Origin of the sequence: Belliella marina (genome assembly GCF_042682445.1) — a bacterium.
Classification (GTDB): Bacteria; Bacteroidota; Bacteroidia; order Cytophagales; family Cyclobacteriaceae; genus Belliella; species Belliella marina.
The window spans coordinates 301,049-318,745 of sequence record NZ_JBHUHR010000022.1 but is presented as its reverse complement, the minus strand read 5'-3'; the positions used below and the strand labels follow the sequence as shown (position 1 = coordinate 318,745).

Below are 17,697 nucleotides of genomic sequence, written 5' to 3'. Positions count from 1 at the left end.
ACTATACAAGACTGAATTCTTCTAAGACCAACAAATATCCGGATGAAAAAGCTATTATTAACACTGACAATACTCATTGGAATCGGCACACTTGCTTCGGCACAAAATTCCTTTTTGGGTATCCAAAATAGCCCAAGAAAAGGAATGATCGGTGCGGTGATGAATCCCGCAGAAATCAACAATCTGGATAAAAAAATAGAAGTCAACTTCTTTTCAATCAGCGGTGATGTTGGCAACAACATCATTTCATTTGGAGATATCCTGGATTTTGGGGGAGATGTGGTTGACGTTGCTTTCAACAGGGCAAATGAAAGGCCTGTCAATATGCGTTCAAACATAAACGTCATCGGTCCTTCTGTAGGTTTCAACTATGGAAAATGGGCATTTGGTATTACAACACAGGCATTTGGAAAGGCTGACATTGTGGATTTGGATCCGACTTTGGGGCAATCTATCCTCAACATAGAAATGAATTCATCCAGCAGTCAAACAGGCATTGCCAGCAATTACAACCAAAGAATCAATGCAAATGCATGGATTGAACTGGGCTTTGTGCTTGGCCGTGAAATATTCGAAACAGAAAAACACAAACTTTCTGCAGGTGCCAGTCTAAAACTCCTCTTCCCAAACACTTACACCAATGTTGGACTTGACAGATTCAATGCTGTCATCCTTCAAGATGGAACTGAGGTGCGTCTCACCAATACGAATGGAACCCTCAATCTAAACTATCCAGACAATATGGTGAATGACGGTATTTTCTCTCTGAAAGGATATTCCTTCAAACTGAACCAAATGAAAGGTGTGGGCTTAGATCTGGGATTCAACTACCAGCTGAAAGATGCATATGGAAGACCTCGATTGAATGCGGGACTTGCTGTGAGGAACCTGGGAAGTATGACTTTCGCAGACGGGCAAATCAACAATACCTATAGTATCAACATCCCAGAGAATGAATACTTTCGTTTAGACAATCTCGGAGATAATATTGATGAAATAGAGCAACAACTATTGGACAGTGGATATTTCACCAAAACCTCAGAAACGACAGGAATAAAAACAAGCCTGCCATCCATCGTATCCGGGTATGCTGAAGTGAAACTTTTGGAAAAACTATTTGTCAGTGCATACGGACAATTCAGGACTGGGGATGATTATGCAAATGAACAAATCACCGCACAAAACCTGATCGTGATCACACCTAGGCTATTGTTGGGGAACTTCGAAATATACTCCCCATGGTCAAAGACGGACGTGGCAGGTTACTCCGGTGGATTGGGATTAAGATATGGTGGTTTCTTTGTTGGCAGCAATTCCATCCTTACCGGCTTTACTGCAGACACCATGCAAGCTGATTTCCATTTAGGCCTGAGTTGGGGATTTGGCAGGAATTAAATTCCCTTCAGCCAGAGCAAACAGAAGAATCCATCCAATTCCAGACAAAATCTGGACTTTACTGACTTTCAGAAACCTTATTGGAATTAGTGATAAAAAAAACTTAACCACTAAAACCAGAATATTCGTCAAAAGAAAGGGATACACCCTAATTGGACACAAAAGACAAAACTGCATCCTTTTGGTGTAACCTAACAAAATAAGCCTCCACAAAATGCGGAGGCTTATTTGCTATCAAACCTTGTAAACCACTATATTTTCGCAAACTTATTATTCCACAGTGCTGTCATCCAGTTGTTTTTCGTTGAGTGAATCCAAACCTATATCCGTACTTTTCAACCATTGGATGACCTTTGGCACAACGGCCATGCTGAGCATTATCGCCCCAAACAAAAGCACGTGATATGGATTTGTAAAATATGAATCAGAGGTAAAAATCCCCAAAACCAACAAAGTACTGAAAGGCATTGACACAGCCAAAATATTGATCCCCAACTCCAGATCAAAGGTTGGTTTTTTCTCCAAGTCCTTATTTTTCAACTCCAAAGACCTAACTGCGGACATATGAGCAAATGGCCAGAAGCTCACCGCACTTTGTGGAAACACTACCGCAAGCAATACCGCTGCTTCATTTGGCAGAGGAACAAGCAACACAAACAAACCACTCAAAATAAAGACAAATCCCGCCCTAAACACCAACAATGCTGTAATCATCCTCAATTGCTGCCACTTGAACACTACCGCAATCCCTATAAAAAGAAGGACCAATGGAGTCATCATGTTTTTCATCATCAGGATGGCATCACTTACAAATACCGGCATGGATTCTAAATTCACACCTATACCCAACAAGATGATTGCCGATATGATGACCATATTGATTGGTTCTTTTATCATCGACACCAACAATTCTTTGACCTTTTGGGTATTGGATCTAGATTTTAGCCGGTGGTTTTTATAAAACCACGACATGGCAAGCATATAGGCAGCGATCAAAACAAATACTTTGTTGCCCATATCAGATAAGGCAGCCCAAGCCAAAACATCATCACCCAGATATTCTACTATAAAGGGAAAACAGGTCAAGCCTGGAGCCAAAGATGGTATCAGCAGCATCAAAGTCCTCATCGTTGCTGTATTGGACTCAATCCCAAATACCAGCATGGCGTAGCGTGTAAACAATAGCATAAGAATATTGAACACCAATGCCAAAATTGGCAAAATCAATAAATCCGGGTTGATTTCAATCTTGAGCAGAGCCACAAAAATCATTGCAGGCAAAGCTATATCAAGTATAATGGTTTTGATTCCTTTGTTTTGATCTGCAGTTGTGAATTTCCTTTTCAGAAACAAACCCAAAATAATCAACAGGATCAATGATAAAGTTTTTTGTAAAGCAACACTCATTTAATCAGGATTTATACAGTTACTTTCTTGAAAGTGTCCACAAAATATTCCATTTCTTGCATGGTTCCCATACTTACCCTGCACCAGGGTTTATCATCAATATTGAAGACCCTGATCCCAACTCCTTCTTCGTACATTGCCTTCATGAAAGCCTGACCTTCCATCTCAATCGGAAAGATCAGAAAACTGGTAACTGAAGGGATGATATCATAGCCCAAAGCAGTGATTTCAGAAGCCACAAAATCCCTACATTCAGTATTCATTTTACGACAATCCTCCAAAAATTTTTGATCCTGCATACTTACTATAGCTCCTTTAAGTGAAGTCACGCACATTCCCATAGTACTTCTTACCTTATTCGTAATAGACTTGATCCTATCAGGTTGCGCCACTATATACCCAATCCTCAAACCTGCCATCCCATGGATCTTTGAAAATGTCCGAGCTACTATCACATCTTTACCTTCGGCAACCAAACCTACCATAGTGTGTGTATCCGGCTTATCCAAAAATTCCAAATACGCTTCATCTACAAACACAGGAGTTTTTTCTGAAACAGAACTGCAAAACAGCTTTAACCTTTCTGGATCAGTAATCGATCCGGTGGGGTTGTTGGGGTTGCACACATAGACCAATTTTGTCTCTGCATCTACCGCCTCAGCCATGCTGTCCAGATCATGAGCATAGTCTTTGGTCAAAGGAACTGGTTTCCATGTAGCTCCCAATGACCTTGCAGTACTGATGATAGACATATATGCAGGGTCAGCAGAAACAATATTTCCGCCATTTCCAAATGATACAAATGCCGTTTTTTCCAACAGATCGGATGAACCTGGACCCAACATAATATGGTCTGGGGTTACCCCTTCTTTTTCGGCAATCATCTTGATTAAGGCAGCCGCATCTTGATGCCCATACCTGTTTCCGGTGCTGACAGCCTCGGTGATGGCCTGGACCACTTTCGGTGATGGGCCGTAGGGGTTTTCGTTTGCTGAGAGACGAGCTACTATTCTCGTCTCATCATAATTATAAGTGGGTATATATTCTTTAAGGGTACTTTCTGGATGATAGGTGTGTAATAACTCAGCTTTCTTGTTAAAAGCAATGGCTGGGCCAACAGTGAGTGCACCGATGCCAAGTAGTGAAGATTTGATCCAATTTCTTCTATTGATTGACTTATTCATATAAATGGATATTAAAATGTCAGTAGATGATCAACCATCGACGAACGAACGTTCGGACAGTTCATGAAAAAGGCTATTTGGGATCAAAAACCAGATAACAAGATTATAAAAAGAACCATTTTATCTAAATTTTCTGTTAATCTAAAAAATATAAGTTAAAATTAAAACCTATTTATTTTTAAATAACATATATTTTTACATAGATGGATAAAAATTAAACCATTGTTATAAGATTTACACAAATGCTTTTTGGCAGAAAGCGAGATCAGCCAGATTCAAATCTTCTGAAATCCTTTCATGCCAAATAAGGCACCTGTACTCTTCTTAACTTATTCTGACAGAACTTATCCAAACGACATTGGTTGATGTACCATAAATACCATACTATTTCAAAGAGTGGTGAAGAACAAATCTTAATGTTCAAAAAATTGAGACTTTATGGTTTATCTTATATAGGGATATTTTTGAATTGATTATTTTTGGCTGTCAAATTGAACCCAAAACCAGAAAATTAACTTTATTGTACATGATCACACCTGTAAGCATTACTGAAAAAGCCCAAGACGAGATTAAAAACATCATGTCCAATAAAAACATCCCCAAAGACTATTCACTCCGAGTGGGTGTCAAAGGCGGCGGTTGCGGGGGTATGTCGTATGCATTAGGCTTTGACAAACTAAAAGAAGGAGATCAGCTGTTCTCGATAAATGAAATCCCGGTATTGATAGAAAAAAAGCATGTGATGTTTTTGATGGGCATGCAAATTGATTTTTATGAGGGAAATGAAGCGAGAGGCTTTACATTTATCAATCCCGACATCCCCAAAAGACATGATGCAGAGTAGTCCCCTACCCTGCACCATTGAATTGATTTACTCAGATATTTTATCGATTGCTTTTTGAAGCTTTTCTTTGCTCTCGGCATATGGAGCTAGGTCAAACAACTCTACTTTTCTGAAATCTATTGGATGGCTTTCACTTTGAAGGGAAATATATCCAGACTTCAGGAGTTGCCCGTCTTTTTTTACGTCAGGATCAAAGGGATTGACATTATCACCTCCAATCTGTGGACTGAAATAGGTAAGGACTTTTTCACCCTCCAAAATATGGTGGACTACAGAATCCCCCAACACCAAAAACTCCGCTGTAACCCACTGTTCCCCATGATATGTTTTGGAACTGGAAGTCACACAATGCGGGGTAAACAATTCCCCATCTATCACTACATGTGTTCCAGGAGTGCAGAGATTGCTGGTAGGCCTTGGGTTCTCCCCATCGCCACCAAGCATCTGGCCTTCGACCGAAATCGGAAAATCCTGATCTACCATCATGGTAGCGGGGTCTTGTGAATGCAGCATTGCCCCACTATTTCTGGTTGCCCAACCTTCTCCACCTGCCGCTTGCTCACCTACAAATCTATATTCCACTCTTAAGAAATAATAAGAAAATGGATTTTTGTAAAAAATATGTCCATACTGCTTGTCAAACTGGTCATACCCATCGTATCGGACTTTCATCAATCCATCTTCCACACGAAAAGTATTTGCGAAATTATCGTTCAGTTCATGCTTTGAGATTTTTATCTGCCAATCATCCAAATCTTTCCCGTTGAAAAGTTGAATCCACTCCCCTGTGATCTCGTTTTCTTCTTGATTTTCTTTAGCATCACTGTTGGTCGACGGGTTACAGGCATTCATTAGCACTGCCACTGTCAATAATAAAATTAAGTTATTCTTCAACATAATAAATTTTGTTTGCTGTGGTTTGATAAGTAAATGTAATAAGAACAAAGCTAAAGAAAATTAAAAACTTGGAAAGAACAAGTTAAAGGCATAATTTCGATTTTTAAAAAAAAACTCATGTTGCGATTTCTGACTGGCATTATCTTTTGCATCTCGCTTATTCTATTTTTCAGCGTTTATATCTCTCCAGAGTTTTTTCCGTATGCCGGCATACTGACCCTCTTGATCCCACCACTCATCCTAGTCAATGCGCTTATATTTGTCCTATTGGTACTCGCCAAAAGAAGGTTGGCATTGCTTCCATTGTTGGCGATCATCTTAGGCTGGAGGTTCATAGGAGTAACTTTCCAACTCCATCCACATGCAGAAAACCCTGAAGGATTGTCAATATTAAGTTACAATGTCCATTTGCTGAGCTACACCAAAAAAGGTGAAGACCCAAATGCAGTAACCCAAAACATCATCAAATGGCTCAAAGACAATCCTTCTGACATAAAGTGCTTCCAAGAGTTTTACCAAGACTATACCACCCCTTCCCAAAACGCCATCAAAGCACTCGCAACAGATACGGGGTATGAATACTCGTATCAAGTCATTGTGGGAAATCCCACAAAGAGATCTTATGGGATGGTTATCTTCAGTAAGTACCCGATCATCAATGAGGGCAAAGTCTTTGACACAAAGCAAACCAATGGAGTGATATATGCCGATATCAAAGTAGACAAAGATACCGTCAGGATCTACAATGCCCACCTGGAATCTATGAGCATATCTTCCGAAGGCTTAAGCAATCTTGATGGGATCAAAGAAAACTACCGGGAGACTTTGGGGAAACTGAAAAGAGGCCAAGTTTCGAGAGCTGCCCAATTGAGTATTCTCCAAGAGCATATGGGCAATAGCCCCTATGCCAATATACTTGTGGGAGATTTCAATGATGTCCCCTACAGCTATACCTACTTTTCTTTGAGGAAAATAATGAAAAATGCATTTGAGACGGCCGGAAGAGGGTTTGGGTTTACTTATAACAAAATCCTCTTTTTTCTAAGGATAGACAATATTTTCTACGATGACATCCTTCAAGTCGAGCGTTTCAAAACCCACAAAGAGGTAGATTATTCTGACCACTACCCCATTTCTGCGACTTTTACATGGGAAAAGCCTCTGAGGAAAATTGTGGCTGAAGAGGAATAGAGCGTTTGGCAATTGTTTTTGCCAAGTGGTTTCGAAACAAAACAAACTATTTAGACTTCGCAAGAACAAAATGCATTGCAATTAGATTGTAACCATAAGATTAATCTGCATCAAAGCGTTATTCTTTTCGAAACCCCACATAATCCAACATGCAACTTACCGATACCAAATACATCCAAAACCGAATCCCTAATGAACTGAAAGCTGTAATCATCAAAGCCCTTGACTTTTACCCTGACCTAGCTGAAGTAGAAATAGAATTCAGGTTAAGTGAGAATATCAGGAAATCTGTCATGCAGGCACAGCCTAAGTTCAACACGATGTTTGGGTCACGGAAGAAAAGAACCTACCTCATAAAAATCAGCAGCTTTTTCTCGTTAAAAGGCAAAGTCACCCCGATCCATCTATTGCCCGAAGATGTTCTAATCGGTTGGATAGGTCATGAACTAGGGCATATCATGGATTATTTGAACAGGGGCAATTGGTCCATGATCCTATTTGGCATTGGTTATATGACTTCCAAGAGCTTTATCATTTCTGCCGAAAGAGTCGCAGATACCCATGCCGTAAACCACGGTCTGGGAGACTATATCCTTGCAACGAAGGATTTTATACTTCACCAGGCTGGGATGTCAGAAAGATACATCCAAAAGATCAACAAACTATATTTACCTCCAGAAGAAATCATGTTGATGATGGAAAACAAATCGGTCAAAGATTAAGCTTTGACCGATTTGTTATTGGACACGTAATCTTCCCATTCCCTGAAATCCTTTTCTTTCATTACCCTCGGGATTTTGACTTGACCACCTTTTTGCTTGGTGTCTTCAGTCCATTTCCGAAACATCCCATCGGATACAATTTTCACTTCAACATACTTCAAGGCTTTCCCCCTTGCTACTTTATAGTTTTTGTTGTTCTCCTTCAAAATGGCATCAAGCCTATCCGCAATTTCTTTTTCATCTTTATCGATACTTCCTTCGACCCCCAAATACCATCTGTGAAGGTATTCGTTTTCCTCCAAAACTGCCGAGACAGTAAATTCCTTGATTTGGCAGTCATACTCCCCACTCAATTGCTCCATCGCTTTGTTCATCTGGATTACGGACAACTGAGAGCCTACTACATTGAGAAAGTGTTTTGTCCTTCCTGTGATTTTGATCTCTGCCCTTTCTTTGTCGGTAAACGCTACCGTGTCACCTATCATATAGCGCCAAGCACCAGAAACTGTACTAATCACCAAAACATAGTCAACCCCTTCTTCTACATCTTCGATTCTTACCGATTCGGCTTTTTGGCTGACACTCCCATCATCATTCATGTTTTCCGGAACGAATGGCACAAACTCAAAGTATATCCCGTTATCAGTAATCAATGCCATGGAATCTGTCTCTTTTCTAAGTTGGGTAGCTATATATCCTTCAGAAGCCAAGTAGGTATCGATGATTGTGATTTCTTTCCCACAAAGTTTTTCAAATGATTTTCTATATGGTTCAAACGCAACCCCTCCAGAAGTATAGACCTGAAAATTTGGCCATACATCATGGATGGTCTTCGCATTGTTGTATTCAATGACTTTTTTGATCATCAACTCTATCCAAGATGGGATTCCCGAGATCGCGCCAATATCCCAATTGGCAGACTCTTTGGCCAACTCCTCCACTCTTTTATCCCAGTCATCAATGGCTGATATTTCTTTTCCAGGCCTATAAAAACCTTCAAACCAAAACGGGATCTGACTGGCACTGATCCCACTGATTTCTCCCTCTAGGTGGCCATTGACTTCTTTTAGATTGGTACTGCTTCCAAACATCAGAATCTCCTTCTCGAAAAATTCGGCCGGAAGGTCAAAATCAGCCACACCCTTGATCTGTTGCATCCCCGCTCTTCTGATAGATTGCAACATATCATCTGTTACTGGGATGTGCTTTTTCGTACTGGTAGTGCCACTTGAGACAGCAAAAAACTTCACCTTGCCCGGCCAAGTAATATCCTCACCCCCATCGATCACTTTCTGCCACCATTCTTTCCTCAATTGATCATAATCAAAATAGGGGACTTCTTTGGCAAATTCTTCCCGGACATTACTGGATTTTAAGATCCTCTCAAATTGATGGTATTTCCCAAATGCCGTGTCTTTTGCTTTGGACAATAATGTCTCCAATGCTTTTTGCTGTGCTTCTTTGGGGTCTGGATTTGTAAAAATCTTATCTACCGTTTCTACAGATCTTTTGATGATTTCTCCAATAATGGGCATATTAAATAGTATTTTTAGTGAACAAACCTATCAGCCATCAGCATTCTATAGGTTCAAAAATATGGTTTGATGTAAAGCAGTCGGTCTATTTAAAACAACTTTCAAGCCACGTAAATGAAAAAGCCCCAAAAATCCTCCCTAACAGGGGGATTTTTGGGGCTTTTTCAAATCCTGATTGGGACCTTTTATTTGTCCTCCTTTTCACTATAAACCTGAGTTCGATTGTTATCACAAAGTCAAAATCAATAAAAATATCCAGTTACAAGGCAATTTTTTGAGGGATAGCCTAAGCTATCGCCCAAAAATTCAACGCAGTAAATGGGTGTTTTTATTGACTGAGCCGACTATTCGGTTTTAAACGGCAACCTACTTCACTTTTTCAATCCGCAATATCCCAATATTACTTCATAAAAAAGTTCGCACCTTCTTTTCGTAGTTCTCACCATTTAAAACCGTTCCTGCCTGCCGGCAGGCAGGTTGACAAAGTGAGAATAGGCGAACTCAGGTTATAAGCTAGGCACAAGTCAATGCCTCATGCTGACAAAGTATTTGCAAAAACACTTTGACTGACCTATACTCCCGCCGTATCCGATCTTACCAGAATACGATATATAATGCTGCTGTAATCAAGGTGATAATAAATGCACCGATCTTGAATCCGGTACTTGTCTTGAAAATATCGCCACTGATATCAATACTGTTTGGATGGTCTTTACCTTTGCCTTCTACCAAACTGATCACAATCATCAATCCTGCCACAATGAGGAAAACCAACCCCATTCTGTCCAAAAACGGTAGCGATGGCCAAAATTCTTTCAAAACTACCGACAATGGGATACTGAGTGCCGCCCCTGTAAGAGCTGCATTTGAAGTTGTCTTCTTCCAGAAAACCCCAAAGAAGAAAATCGCAAACACACCAGGACTGACAAAGCCTGTATACTCTTGGATAAACTGAAATGCCTGATCCAATTGCCCCAATGCAGGTGCTACTATCGCGGCAATGATGAATGCTACCACAGCAGTAATCCTTCCTACTTTTACCTGCTTCGCCTCAGAAGCATTTTGGCCAAAATACTTCTTGTAGATATCCATTGTGAAAATCGTAGAAGTACTGTTCGCCATAGAAGCAAGTGAAGAAATAATCGCAGCAGTCAAGGCAGCAAATGCCAAGCCCTTCAAGCCTGTTGGCAGCAACTGTAACAAGGTAGGATATGCCCTATCAGACTTAATAATACCAGTCACAGGATCTTTCATAGAATCAATAAATCCAGTATCAATGCCATTATTGACAATCACCAAAGCTGCAATTCCCGGGATCACCACTATCAAAGGCATCAACAATTTCAAAAAACCTGCAAATATCATCCCTTTTTGGGCTTCATCGAGACTCTTTGCCGCCAAAGCCCTTTGGGTAATATACTGGTTGAATCCCCAGTAACTCAAATTGGTAATCCACATACCACCTACCAAAACACTGATGCCTGGAAGATCCAAATAAGCATCTTTACTCCCTCCTTTGCCATCGGGGATCATCATTTCACCTTTGGAAAGGATCATAGAAAAATGTCCTGGAACCTCTTGTCTCAGCAAGGCTATTCCATCCCATGCACTTCCGCTTCCTACCATTGTCAAGGCGATATAGGTAGTTGCCAAACCTCCTGCAATCAAGAAGAAAACTTGGACAACATCTGTCCAGGCGACAGCTTTCAATCCCCCATAGATGGAATAAATCATGGCGAATAAAGCCAATCCGATAATCCCATAGGTCATCGGAACATCCATGATGGTATTCAAACTCAATGCTCCCAGATAAAGGACTGAGGTGAGGTTTACGAATACGTAAAGAGCAAGCCAGAATATGGCCATTGTAGTCCTTACCCTGGTATCATACCTATCCAAAAGAAATCCAGGCATGGTATAGATGCCTTTTTTGATATAGACAGGCAAAAAGAAAATAGCAACAACAATCAGTGTGATCGCAGCCATCCATTCATAGGTGGATATCGCAAGCCCAAGTGCAAAACCTGAACCTGACATCCCAATAAACTGCTCTGCCGAAATATTGGAAGCGATCAGGGATGCACCTACAGCCCACCAAGGCAAGGCTTTGGATGCGAGAAAATAATCTTGTGAATTTTTAACGTGGCCTTTTTTCTCCCGCGAGACAAAAAGACCCATTCCGATAATAAGGCAGCAATAGCCAACGAATACAATGAGATCTAAAGGTTCTAATAACATAGGTTGAGATTGATTATATGGGGTTTAATTTTGGTTTGTGAGGTTCAAATATAAGTTTTTCAATTTAGTATTAAATGTATTTGTCAAAAATGTGTGCTTGAATCTATTTCATGGAAAACAAAAGCACACTTTTCCAATGAATATATTGTAATCAACATGCTTTACTTAAAAAAAACACCCTTCCATCAACTACATGAAAGGGTGCTTTCCAAAGATTGGAATCTATCTATTTGTCGCCTAGCTCATACTTCAGCGTTCTTCCTTTTTCTATTGCCGGCAATCCTTCTGTCATCCACAAAGGTGCAGGTGCCCCTTTCAGATAATGGTCAAAGAACTGCGACAGCCTAACGGAAAGATCTTTTCTGTTTTTTCTTTGGACAAGGTTGTGGTCTTCGTCGTTGTACTGTAGCAACCAGGCTGGTTGGTTCAACCTCTTCAAAGCCATAAACATCTCTATCCCCTGGTACCATGGCACTGCACCATCCGCATCATTATGCATGATCAAAACAGGGGTCTGCACCCTGTCCATATAAAACAAAGGAGAATTTTCTAAGTAATAAAGTGGTTTCTCCCAAAGTGTCCCCCCTATTCTACTTTGTGTCTGTTCGTACTGGAACATTCTGCTCATTCCAGTTCCCCAACGAATCCCCCCATACGCCGATGTCATGTTTACTACCGGAGCTCCAGCACCAGCCGCTTTGAACATATTGGTTCTTGTGATCAGGTAGGCAACTTGATACCCACCCCAGCTTTGCCCCTGGATCGCCATATTGTCTGCATCCACATACCCTTTGGCTATGATTGATTGAACTCCCGGAATGATGCAGTTGTATGCACTTGGCCCTGGAAGTCCCAAATCATATTTGATATCCGGAACGAACACCAAGTATTCATTACTTACAAAATAAGGAATATTGATCGTCGAGGCACTTGGGGCTGGTGCTCTATAATTGTGCAAACCATCAGAATTCCGCTCATAGAAATAGACCATCATCGGGTATTTCTTTTTGGGATCAAAATTCTCGGGCTTGAATAGCAACCCCTGTAAAGGCACTCCATCGTTGGCAAGATAATCTACCAACTCAACAGTACCCCAATTCACTTCTCCCTGTTGTGGATTTGCAAATGAAAGCTGGGTCAATTGGGACATATCCAAATCAGTAGCATATATATCCGAATAATCCTGATATGTTGATCTTCTGACTGTGACTAGATTGGAGTCTTTGGCTTTGCTCAACCCTGCGTACCTATGGTCTGTAAACACAATAGATGTTGGCGCTTTCGCCCCAGTGATATCGCCTTTATAGAATCCATTCTGCTTATTGAATTCATGAAAGGCTGTCAGTACAAAAGGTAAGGAAGGGTCGATTCCCTCTTTTTCTTCTTCCTCCAATCTTTGTCTTCTAAATTCAATTGTTTGCGCTCTGCCCTCACCTAGGGTGATGTTTTTTGGGGTCTCTTTTCCAGTCGGGTCTATACTCCAGACATCATACTTATCATATACCAACAATGCCTTATCATCTTTCAACCAACCTGCAGCACCATAACTTCCGGGGAGAGACGGGGAATCATGTTGCTCATTGTAAAAATTCACATCCATTTCCTTGGTCAGATTTTTCAAGGATTTTGTAGAAACCTCATACGCAAACCAAGAACTGTCACTGTTGTCGTACCAATACACATATTTACCAGCTGGGGACAATTGGGGATACCCTGACAATGATCTTTGGATCAATGTCTTCGATCCATTCTCTAGGTTCACCAAATATGTATCCCTTCCTATCTGTATATCCCAACTATATTCCCTTCTATAAGGTGCGTCATCTGTGGCGATGGCTAATTTGTGTTTTGACTTTGGATCATAGTTGATACTATTGATTTTATCATCGCCTATTTGAATAACTTTCTTGTCTTTGATATTGTATGCTGCCAGGTAGCTTTTGCTTGCCTCTCTGTTTTTGTTCTTCAACTGCATTGGCTGAATTTCAGCATCCTGCCAACCCCAAATATCCAATTTGACCCTTTCATCATCCAAGATCGTAGTGTCATCTTCATAGTCAAAGGTTGCATAGTCAGAGATTGTCCCAAAATAAACCCTACTGTCGTCGGTAGAAAAGTTAATCCTCCCGGATTTGCTCACCATACCGTCAACAAGAATTCCAGGAGTATTTTTATCAACTATTTTTTGGTTGCTTGCTTTGGCAATATCATAGAGATATAAGTCATAGTAAGGTTTCTTTGCTTTCAAAGAATCCTCGGTAGTCAGGTAAGCCAAGTATTTGTTCGAATCAGAAACCTGGGGAGACAAATAATCGGTTTTCCCAATATCAATGATCTGGGATACACCGGATTTCAAATCCAAGAGGAAAATCCCGGCATTTTTCAATGTATCTTCTGTGGCTTTGACATAATACAGATAGGATCCATTTTCGGAAAAACCATAAGATTTCACCCGGTCATATTCATAGGTAGACTTTCCATCAAATGTCCTCACAAGTAATTTGGTCCCATCTGTTTTCTTTGGTTTTTCAGGTGCCTCTACTTTCGTCGTATCACCCTCTTCTTTTTTCTCAGACTTTACCGGCAATTCCTTTTCGAAATGAATTGCAAGCCAATTTGATTTCTCTTTGGGGGTGGCAAATGATTTTACCCTGGCGATCTTTTCCAGCTCCCCACTTGCCAACTGTATGATAAAGAGGGAATCCTTTGGCATGTCATCTGCTTTGGTTTTCTTAAGCTTCAGGACTTTGATGGAATCCTTCTCCGCTACTATCCTTCCCACTCCATATTTATTGTCATTCGAGAACAACAACCTGTTCGCTCTTGGGACAATATATTTGTTACTTGGATTTTGGTGGCTGACAATCTCAAGCCTTCCATCTCCATCTTGGGGATTGACTTCAAAGCCAACCCATTGGCCATCGGAAGATAATTTGTCAGAAGAGACGGATTCCCATCCATCATAATCAGCATGTGTCAATGCCCTCTTTTGCTGGGCGCTTACATTCAGCACAACAAAAAAGACCATAAAACCCAAAAGGTGTCTTGTCTTGAATATCATATTTTTAATAATTTGTGCACAAGTAAATAAACATTGTATTTAAATACCCTCAATTTTATATCAATGGGAAATTATATTTGTAAGCCCATAGATGCCATGTTTTTCATATCATGAAGCCCCATAGGCATGGTATCCAATGCTCTCAAACGAGAAGCTCTTGAATACTTTCAGCCTAAAGCTTTTAAGAGCTAGACTAAACAACTATCGGCTAAAGACCGATAGGTTTGGTTTCGCTTAAAGGAGACTAAAGGGAATCCGAGACTTAGTGTTCTTTGTGAAAAACTTGGTGATCTTTGTGGTTATAATTTTTACCACAAAGATCACCAAGTAAAAACACCAAGTTCACAAAGAAAAAACACTAAAGTCTTCGCCTAAAGGCGAGGCATTTCCCCCAGATTGATACATTAATCTCAATCTCTAATGGTGATTTCTTTTTCGACATACCCTCCTCGGGTTGAAAGCAGTTTCAATTTTGCTTTGACAGGTTCGTCCTGATTCACTTTGACTTTGAAGCTCACAGATTTCAATTCACCAGCTTCAGTATAACCTGCGTAGATAGTCTTATCATGCAATTCAGGGGAAGTAATCTGAACTTTGGCATTTTCATATCCCTTGGTCAACTCTTTGTCAAACTCAAGCATCAACCTGTCTTCCTGTACAATTTTCACCCTTTTAGCCTGTTCCAATGCTACCGGAAGCCCACCTGAATTGGTCCAAGAAACTGAAACTTCATATTCACCAGACGCAACCAAACTTACCTTCACATCCTTCAACTCAATCTGTGGCAGCTCTTTTGCCATCGCCAAGTTGAACAAGGACTGTTTCTCAATCCATCTTTCCAATTGCCAAGGCGGACCATTCTGCGCAAAGAATTTGGGATGAAAACCTCCAATCTCAACCTCACCAAGCTGAGGATGATCAAACTTCTCCCATTTTTTGAACCCATTGGAACCATTCTCTTCATCATCCCACATGAGTGCATCATAATCATCGTACACGCCATCCCCATCATAATCCTTCATCGCTCCGTTATTCCATAGCTCATCACCATACCATATGGCGCCATAATAGAAATATCCAAAATCAGGTCCATGTCCAAACAAGGGATTGGGTTTCAAGGGATCACCTGTAAGCCTATTGGTCTTGTACCTTGTACTATAGGTTTCATAGACATCTCCAGCCCAAGGATAACCTGTGATATCAAGGCCCATTTTGTCAAATTTCCGATATAATTCCAGGTCTTTTGGAAACATACTCTCTTCGCCCGATGAAGTCGAGGGTGGCCTTAGATGCATAGGAACTCTTGTGTCCAATGAATTGACCACCGAAATGTTTGGATGTGACAAAAGCCACAGAACCGTAGATCTCGTTTCGATCTCACTCATTGGGTATTCTCCGGCACCCCACTGGGTATAGCCTCTTCCAGTCATATCACCGCCGGAATCAGGCCTCCAGTTTTCCGGATAATTTCTGTGCAGATCCAATCCACCTATACCATCTTCATTGTATTTTCCATCACCATCATTATCGATCCCTTCAGTATACATCAACCAATCGCCCTGCCCTTCAAAAACCCGCTTCATCAACCTGCCACTTGGATCTCTGGGGTCAAGTATATAATTGGCTTTTTCTTTCTCTTCGGCTGTCTCCGCTTTTTTCCTCATCATATGGATAATCCCATCCCCATTGAGGTCTTCTTCGGGGTCTTCATCCATCAAGCCATCCTTGTCCACATCATATGGCCTGACTGTACTCCTATTTCTTTGCGCTGTATACAAGTACATCGTAGATCCATCGGGATTATTTTGGGGTCTGACATAGATCGTCTTGGTATCTATCAATGCCGTGATCTCAGGATCTTTGCCATAATTTTCCAACAAATGCTTGGTCAGCCAAAGTACCGCCTCACTACTGGTAACCTCTCCACCGTGTCTTCCTCCTTCAAAATATGCAGCCGGTTTGTCTGTATGCTTCCCTGTCTTTTTGTTGGTAATGGTCATTTGGAGAATCGGTCTGCCTTCGTAGGAAGTCGCCACTTCATACAGTTCCGTAATATCGGGATACTGCTCTGACCATTGCCGATACCAATGATACATCACATTAGGAGTATGGTAAATATCAAAAGTCAATACATCTCCAGGTTCATATTGGACTTCCTCAAATTGGTGCTTCTTGAAAAAAGACTGTCCATGCCGCTCACCCGAGACTGTATAATTTTTTGTATTGGCGTTGTCTTCCGGCCAGATTTTGGCTGTTTTCAATGATCCACCAGTTGATTGGGACATTGCGAACCCTATGCTGATGGACAAAAGAAATGTCAATAGTAAAGTGTTTTTCATAATCAAAGGATGCTTGTTTGTCTAAAGTTAAGCTTGTATCAAAAGCATTCCTAACCGCCCAAAAAAAAATCCCTACCGATTTCTCAGTAGGGAAAAACAAACAAACACTCTTATCATTTACCTTTTGATGATCAATTCAAAGTCTGCAGCACCATAATCGGAATAACCAGGGACAGGAAGGCATTTGGGAAGCTTTCGCAAAACATATCCCATTCTTTCCTCCAAGCCTTTGTCCACTTCCGTGATAAATTCATATCCTATCAATTTACCTTTGTTGTTGACATTCAGTACAACCCTCACCTCTTCCAGCTGGGCACTGATTTCCGTCCTAAACAAAAATGGCGCATAACTTTCTACCAAGTCCAAGGTGAATTCAGGCCAAACCCATGCAGAACCAAAATCATTGGGGTAAGACGATCCATCTTCGTTGATTGGTTTTATCAATGAGATATCTGAAGAACTCATCCTTATATCAGCTATTTCCTCCACTTCAGCGCGAACTCTATTGTCACCACCCAAGAGATCTTTATCATTGGAATCAAGGCTATTACCAATACCTATCTGTACAAAACCAATTACAAAGAATAAAATTAAGCTTTCGGATTTCAACATTTTGAAGGATTTAAACTGATCAATCAAATATACAGATTATTTTATTTCAAATCCAATTTTTTGTATTTTAAACTTAATCATAGAAAATAAAAAAGTCTTGCCATCAGCAAGACCCTTTTCAGAATATAAACCCAAATATAACTTTAGAGATTAAAAGTTTTTCATGTTTAAAATAAGGAATAAAAAAGATAAATCTTAATTATCCAATTTTTTATTTGACGTCATTTAATAAACGCCAAATAATATTTACTCTTAATTCTTAGATGCCAAAA

At 40.5% G+C, this 17,697-nt stretch carries 12 protein-coding genes; 4 read left to right on the top strand and 8 right to left on the bottom strand.

The genetic code is table 11. The features are described 5' to 3' along the window. The first annotated feature begins 42 nt into the window (after positions 1-42). Positions 43-1,395, top strand: coding sequence for a hypothetical protein (locus tag ACFSKL_RS08645; RefSeq protein WP_376885382.1), 1,353 nt, complete (start codon positions 43-45; stop codon positions 1,393-1,395). A gap of 270 nt (positions 1,396-1,665) precedes the next feature. Here ACFSKL_RS08645 and ACFSKL_RS08640 read toward each other — a convergent pair whose 3' ends face one another. Both ACFSKL_RS08640 and ACFSKL_RS08635 read right to left on the bottom strand, forming a co-directional pair. Continuing rightward, the gene (locus ACFSKL_RS08640; RefSeq protein ID WP_376885380.1) at positions 1,666-2,802 is read right to left on the bottom strand and encodes an AEC family transporter; all 1,137 of its coding nucleotides are present in this window, start codon (positions 2,800-2,802) and stop codon (positions 1,666-1,668) included. An 11-nt stretch (positions 2,803-2,813) separates the two neighbouring features. Continuing rightward, positions 2,814-3,986, bottom strand: a complete 1,173-nt coding sequence (locus ACFSKL_RS08635; RefSeq protein WP_376885378.1) for a pyridoxal phosphate-dependent aminotransferase — start codon at positions 3,984-3,986, stop codon at positions 2,814-2,816. A gap of 526 nt (positions 3,987-4,512) precedes the next feature. On the opposite strand from ACFSKL_RS08635, the gene ACFSKL_RS08630 reads away from it, so the two are divergent. Further along, positions 4,513-4,830 (top strand): HesB/IscA family protein, encoded by a 318-nt coding sequence (locus tag ACFSKL_RS08630; protein ID WP_376885376.1) that lies wholly within the window; start codon positions 4,513-4,515, stop codon positions 4,828-4,830. A gap of 27 nt (positions 4,831-4,857) precedes the next feature. Here the strand turns inward: ACFSKL_RS08630 and ACFSKL_RS08625 are convergent, their stop codons facing one another. After that, positions 4,858-5,727: a 3-keto-disaccharide hydrolase gene (locus ACFSKL_RS08625; RefSeq protein ID WP_376885373.1), complete on the bottom strand. Its 870-nt coding sequence runs from the start codon at positions 5,725-5,727 to the stop codon at positions 4,858-4,860. 117 nt (positions 5,728-5,844) lie between these two features. On the opposite strand from ACFSKL_RS08625, the gene ACFSKL_RS08620 reads away from it, so the two are divergent. Together ACFSKL_RS08620 and ACFSKL_RS08615 are read left to right on the top strand one after the other, a co-directional pair. Then, a complete protein-coding gene (locus ACFSKL_RS08620) occupies positions 5,845-6,918 on the top strand; it encodes an endonuclease/exonuclease/phosphatase family protein (RefSeq protein WP_376885370.1) in 1,074 nt (357 codons plus the stop codon). Positions 6,919-7,067: 149 nt separating this feature from the next. Continuing rightward, positions 7,068-7,640, top strand: a complete 573-nt coding sequence (locus ACFSKL_RS08615) for a hypothetical protein (RefSeq protein WP_376885369.1) — start codon at positions 7,068-7,070, stop codon at positions 7,638-7,640. On the opposite strand, the gene ACFSKL_RS08610 is transcribed toward ACFSKL_RS08615, so the two are convergent. The 5 genes from ACFSKL_RS08610 to ACFSKL_RS08590 form a co-directional block, all read right to left on the bottom strand. Further along, positions 7,637-9,175, bottom strand: coding sequence for a GH3 family acyl-acid amido synthetase (locus ACFSKL_RS08610; protein ID WP_376885367.1), 1,539 nt, complete (start codon positions 9,173-9,175; stop codon positions 7,637-7,639). The genes ACFSKL_RS08615 and ACFSKL_RS08610 overlap by 4 nt on opposite strands. A gap of 594 nt (positions 9,176-9,769) precedes the next feature. Continuing rightward, on the bottom strand, positions 9,770-11,413 hold the full coding sequence (locus tag ACFSKL_RS08605; RefSeq protein ID WP_376885365.1) for a sodium/sugar symporter: 1,644 nt from the start codon (positions 11,411-11,413) through the stop codon (positions 9,770-9,772). Positions 11,414-11,639: 226 nt separating this feature from the next. Further along, entirely contained in the window at positions 11,640-14,474 is a 2,835-nt protein-coding gene (locus tag ACFSKL_RS08600; protein ID WP_376885364.1) for a S9 family peptidase, read from the bottom strand. Between the two features lie 410 nt (positions 14,475-14,884). Further along, complete coding sequence (locus ACFSKL_RS08595) at positions 14,885-16,813, bottom strand: M14 family metallopeptidase (protein WP_376885362.1); 1,929 nt, start codon at positions 16,811-16,813, stop codon at positions 14,885-14,887. Between the two features lie 117 nt (positions 16,814-16,930). Further along, positions 16,931-17,425 (bottom strand): hypothetical protein, encoded by a 495-nt coding sequence (locus ACFSKL_RS08590; protein ID WP_376885360.1) that lies wholly within the window; start codon positions 17,423-17,425, stop codon positions 16,931-16,933. Positions 17,426-17,697: the final 272 nt, after the last annotated feature.